The sequence below is a fragment of the Roseivivax sp. CAU 1761 genome, from assembly GCF_054482755.1.
On the sequence record NZ_JBTLRM010000034.1, the window covers coordinates 36596 to 41651 of the forward strand.

General features: G+C 71.0%; 4 protein-coding genes. 1 reads left to right on the plus strand and 3 read right to left on the minus strand.

Annotated features, from left to right (window positions below):
* Window positions 1-93: 93 nt before the first annotated feature.
* From polA to ACXYMW_RS16685, 3 genes are all read right to left on the minus strand, one after another.
* The gene (gene polA / locus ACXYMW_RS16675) at window positions 94-2889 is read right to left on the minus strand and encodes a DNA polymerase I (RefSeq protein WP_459036463.1); all 2796 of its coding nucleotides are present in this window, start codon (window positions 2887-2889) and stop codon (window positions 94-96) included.
* Between the two features lie 82 nt (window positions 2890-2971).
* Window positions 2972-3670 carry a PAQR family membrane homeostasis protein TrhA gene (gene trhA, locus ACXYMW_RS16680; protein WP_459036464.1) on the minus strand — a complete coding sequence of 233 codons (699 nt, stop codon included), beginning with the start codon at window positions 3668-3670 and terminating at the stop codon, window positions 2972-2974.
* A gap of 71 nt (window positions 3671-3741) precedes the next feature.
* Window positions 3742-3921 (minus strand): zinc-finger domain-containing protein, encoded by a 180-nt coding sequence (locus tag ACXYMW_RS16685; RefSeq protein WP_459036465.1) that lies wholly within the window; start codon window positions 3919-3921, stop codon window positions 3742-3744.
* A 74-nt stretch (window positions 3922-3995) separates the two neighbouring features.
* On the opposite strand from ACXYMW_RS16685, the gene ACXYMW_RS16690 reads away from it, so the two are divergent.
* A complete protein-coding gene (locus ACXYMW_RS16690) occupies window positions 3996-4934 on the plus strand; it encodes an ABC transporter ATP-binding protein (RefSeq protein WP_459036466.1) in 939 nt (312 codons plus the stop codon).
* Window positions 4935-5056: the final 122 nt, after the last annotated feature.

Genomic DNA, 5056 nt, shown 5'->3' on the forward strand with positions numbered 1-5056 from the left:
CAGGCACGCGTACTGGATGGGGGCGCTGCCCCCGCACCCCCGGGATATTTGCGCTCAGAAGAAGGGGGGCGGGGGGCGTTGCGGGCGCGGGCGTCAGTGGGCGGCCGCCCAGTTGCGGCCCTGGCCGGCCTCCACCACCAGCGGCACGTCGAGGCGGACCACCGGGTCGGCGGCGCCCTCCATGACCTCGCGGGCGCGCGCCACGAGGGGTTCGACGGCGGCCTCGTCGACCTCGAAGAGCAGTTCGTCATGGACCTGCAGCAGCATGGTCGCGGGCAGGTCGGCAACCGCCGCCGGCATGCGCGCCATGGCGCGGCGGATGATGTCGGCGGCGGTGCCCTGGATCGGGGCGTTGATCGCGGCGCGGCGGGCGAAGCCGGCGCGCGGGCCGCGGGCGTTGATCTCGGGGGTGTGGATCACCCGGCCGAACAGGGTCTCGACCCGGCCCTCGCGCTTGGCGAAGGCGATGGTGTCGTCCATGTAGGCCTTGATGCCGGGGAAGCGTTCGAAATAGCGGTCGATGAAGCCCTGCGCATCGGCCCGCGGGATGCGCAGGTTGCGCGCGAGGCCGAAGCCGGAAATGCCGTAGATCACCCCGAAATTGATCGCCTTGGCCTGCCGGCGCACCTCGGGCGTCATCGCGTCGAGCGGCACGTTGAACATCTCCGAGGCGGTCATGGCGTGGATGTCGTGGCCGTCGCGGAACGCCGCCTTCAGCGCGTCGATGCCGGCGACATGGGCGAGGATCCGCAGTTCGATCTGGGAATAGTCGAGGCTGACCAGCACCCGTCCCTCGGGCGCCACGAAGGCCTCGCGGATGCGCCGTCCCTCCTCGGTGCGGACGGGGATGTTCTGCAGGTTCGGATCGGTCGAGGCCAGCCGCCCGGTCGCCGCCCCGGCGATCGAGTAGCAGGTATGGACGCGGCCCGTGGTCGGGTTGATGTGCTCCTGCAGGGCGTCGGTATAGGTCGATTTCAGCTTCGAGACCTGCCGCCAGTCGAGCACCTTGCGCGGCAGCTCGTGCTCGGTCGCCAGATCCTCGAGCACGTCGGCGCCGGTGGCATAGGCGCCGGTCTTGCCGCGCTTGCCGCCCTCGAGCCCCATCCGGTCGAACAGGATCTCGCCCAGCTGCTTGGGCGAGCCCACGTTGAACGGCCCGCCGGCGAGGGCGTGGATCTCGGCCTCGAGCCCGGCCATCTTCTGCGCGAAGGCGTGCGACATGCGCGAGAGCGTGTCGCGGTCGACCTGCACGCCGGCCATCTCCATGCGGCCGAGGATCGGCACCAGCGGCCGCTCCATGGTCTCGTAGACCCGGGTGACGCGGGCGCGGTGCAGCATCGGCCTGAACAGCTGCCAGAGCCTGAGCGTGACGTCGGCATCCTCGGCGGCGTAGCGCGTCGCCGCCTCGATCGGCACCCGGTCGAAGGTGATCTGGCTCTTGCCGCTGCCGATCACCTGCTTGATCGGGATCGGCGTGTGGCCGAGATAGCGCTCGCTGAGATCGTCCATGCCGTGGCCGTGCTGGCCGGCATGCAGCGCGTAGGACATCAGCATCGTGTCGTCGAAGGGCGCCACCTCGATGCCCAGACGGGCGAAGATCTTGGCGTCGTACTTCATGTTCTGGCCGATCTTGAGGACCGCCGGATCCTCGAGCAGCGGCTTCAGCGCCTGCAGCGCCTCGGAGATCAGCACCTGGTCGGGCAAGAGCGCCGCGCCGCCGAAGAGGTCGCCCTCGCCCTCGCCGCGATGGGTCAGCGGCAAATAGGCCGCCTGTCCGGGCTCGACGCAGAGCGAGACGCCGACGAGATCGGCGCGCATGTCGTCGAGCCCGGTGGTCTCGGTGTCGATGGCGACCCAGCCGCGCTCGCGCGCCGCGGCGATCCAGCGCCCGAGCGTCTCCAGATCGCGGATGCAGGTATAGGCGGCCGCGTCGAAGGGCGGCTGCTCCGCCGGGGCGGTCTCGGCCGCCGCCGGCGCCGGCTCGGCGATCACCGGGGCCTCGCGGTTCAGCGCCTCGGCGACGCGCTTCGACAGGGTGCGGAACTCCATCTCGGCCAGAAAGCCCAGAAGCCGCTCCGGGTCGGGGTCGCGCAGCTCGAGATCGTCGAGGGTGAAGTCGAGCGGCGTCGCGCAATCGAGCTGCACCAGCCGCTTCGACAGCTCGATCTGGGCGCGGTGCTCGATCAGGGTCTGGCGGCGCTTCGGCTGCTTGATCTCCGCGGCGCGGTCGAGCAGGTCCTCGAGCGTGCCGAACTCGTTCAGTAGCAGCGCCGCGGTCTTCACCCCGATCCCCGGCGCGCCGGGCACGTTGTCGACCGAATCGCCGGCCAGGGCCTGCACGTCGACCACCCGCTCGGGGAAGACGCCGAACTTCTCGAACACGCCGTCGCGGTCGATGCGGCGGTTCTTCATGGCGTCGAACATCTCGACCCCGTCGCCCACCAGCTGCATCAGGTCCTTGTCGGAGCTGACGATGGTCACCCGGCCGCCGAGGTCGCGGGCCTGGCAGGCCAGCGTGGCGATGATGTCGTCGGCCTCATAGCCCTCGATCTCCTGGCAGGCGATGTTGAAGGCGGCGGTGGCGGCCCGGGTCAGCGGGATTTGCGGCCGCATGTCCTCGGGCATCTCGTCGCGGTTGGCCTTGTAGGCGTCGTAGAGATCGTTGCGGAAGGTGTGGCTGCCCTTGTCGAAGATCACCGCGATATGGGTCGGCGCGTCGCCGCCGTGATCGTCGGTGATGTAGCGCTGCAGCATGTTGCAGAAGCCCTGCACCGCCCCCACCGGCATGCCGTCGGACTTGCGCGTCAGCGGCGGCAGGGCGTGGAAGGCGCGGAAGATGAAGGCCGATCCGTCGATCAGGTGCAGGTGGCAGCCTTTGCCGAAACTCATGGGGGCGCGCTCCGTGTCGTCTGGGAGATGGGCGGCCGGGCCGCGGCGCCTGTCTAGCCGCAGAGCGCGCGCTTGGCGAGGGTCAGGAGGGCACGCTGGCGGCGAGCAGGAAGATCGCCACGAAATAGAGCGTCGAGGCCGCCACCACGAAGCCGTGCCAGATGGTGTTGTGGTAGCGCAGCCGCTCGGCCAGCAGGAAGGCGGTGCCGCCGGAATAGAGCAGGCCGCCGGCGATCATCAGCGCCACCACCGGGACCGGCAGCGCCGCCAGCATGTCCTGCCCGCCGACCACCACCGCCCAGCCCATGCCGAGCCCGATCCCGACGCCCAGCAGGCCGGGCCGCGCGCGCATCCAGCACGACAGCGCGGTGGCCGCCGCCGCCACCGTCCAGATCACCGTAAGCAGGCCGGTGCCGGTGCCCGAGAACAGCGCGAAGGGCGTGTAGGTGCCGGCGATCTTGAAGTGGATGGCGGAATGGTCGAGCCGGCGCAGCAGGTCGGTCCAGCCGGGCCGTGTCAGGTGGTTGTAGAGCAGCGAACAGACCAGCATGGCGATCAGCGTGACGCCGTAGACGCTGACCGCGGCGATGCCCAGCGCGTCGCCGCGCCAGATCGCCGTCAGGGTGATCAGCACCGGCACCGCGGCCAGCGCCAGGACCAGCCCGGCCAGATGCACCAGCGCGTCGCTGAGCAGCTCGGCGCGGCTGTAGGCGCGCTGGGCGGCGCCCGGAACCGGGTCCGGTGTGGCGGGTCTGGAAAGGCTGGGCGCGGTCCGGGTCATGCCGCAATGGTAGCGCCGGGCCGGATTGCGACCAAGGAAACGCAGCGTTCGCGCCTCCGGATGACGCAAGGTCACTCGCGGTCGGCGAAATCCCGGTGCACGAAACGGGCGTCGCAATAGCCGCATTCGACCCAGCCGCGATCGGGCGGAATCTGCAGCCAGATCCGGGGATGGCCGAGGGCGTCGCCGCCGCCGTCGCAGGCGACGCGGAACTGGTCGACGATCCGGACCTCGGGCGCGTCGGTGGTCATCGAACGGTGTCCCTCTCGCTTCTGCTGCACTAGGTGCGTTATGGCGCAGGCGGCAGCAGGGAGCAAGGCGGGCCATGACAGGCGAGGCGATCCGGATCGAAGGGCTGAGAAAGACCTATGGCGGCAGTCACGGCCAGCCGGCCAAGGAGGCGCTGAAGGGCGTCGATCTCGTGGTGCCGGAGGGCTCGGTCTTCGGCCTGCTGGGTCCCAACGGCGCCGGCAAGTCGACGCTGATCAACATCCTCGCCGGGCTGGTGGTCAAGACCGCCGGGCGGGTGACGATCTGGGGCTTCGACCAGGACGTGAACCCGCGGCAATCGCGCGCCGCGATCGGCGTCATGCCGCAGGAGCTGAACCTCGACCCGTTCTTCACGCCGCGCGGCGCGCTGGAGGTGCAGGCCGGGCTCTACGGGGTGCCGAAGTCCGAGCGCCGCAGCGACGAGATCCTCGAGATGGTGGGGCTCAGCGACAAGGCCGAGGCCTATGCCCGCACCCTGTCGGGCGGCATGCGCCGGCGGCTGCTGCTGGCCAAGGCGCTGGTCCACCATCCGCGGGTGCTGGTGCTCGACGAGCCCACCGCCGGGGTCGATATCGAGCTGCGCCAGATGCTGTGGGAGAACGTGCGGCGGCTGAACCGCGAGCGCGGCACCACGGTGATCCTGACCACCCACTACCTCGAGGAGGCCCAGGAGATGTGCGACGAGATCGCCATCATCAATCACGGCGAGGTGGCGGCGCGCGACCGCACGCGCAACCTGCTGGGCCAGCTCGACGGGCGCACCATGGTGATCGAGCCCGAGGCCCCGGCGGAGCGGCTCCCCGAAGCCGACGGGCTCGAGGTCGAGCGCCGCGAGGACGGCGCCGTGGCGGTCACCTACCGCGCCGCGCGGACCTCGGCCGAGGAGGTGCTCGACGCGGTGCGGGCGGCCGGCATCCGGATTCGCGATGTGCGCACCGAGCAGGCCGATCTGGAGGACGTGTTCCTGGCCCTCACCCGCGGCTCGCACGGCTGAGGCGCGGCCCCCGGCGCGCGCGCGGCCTAGGCCGTGCGGCGTGCGCGCCAGTCCGGCCCGCAGCGCCCCCGGGGCGCACCCGCCGCTGCGGTCCGCCTAGGCTCCGGGGGCGCCCCGGGGGC

What these genes read in the sequence shown, in the direction of transcription:
- trhA (WP_459036464.1), bottom strand. Translation starts at nt 3,670, where the DNA reads ATGACCCGGACCGCGCCCAGCCTTTCCAGACCCGCCACACCGGACCCG.
- ACXYMW_RS16685 (WP_459036465.1), bottom strand. Translation starts at nt 3,921, where the DNA reads ATGACCACCGACGCGCCCGAGGTCCGGATCGTCGACCAGTTCCGCGTC.
- polA (WP_459036463.1), bottom strand. Translation starts at nt 2,889, where the DNA reads ATGAGTTTCGGCAAAGGCTGCCACCTGCACCTGATCGACGGATCGGCC.
- ACXYMW_RS16690 (WP_459036466.1), top strand. Translation starts at nt 3,996, where the DNA reads ATGACAGGCGAGGCGATCCGGATCGAAGGGCTGAGAAAGACCTATGGC.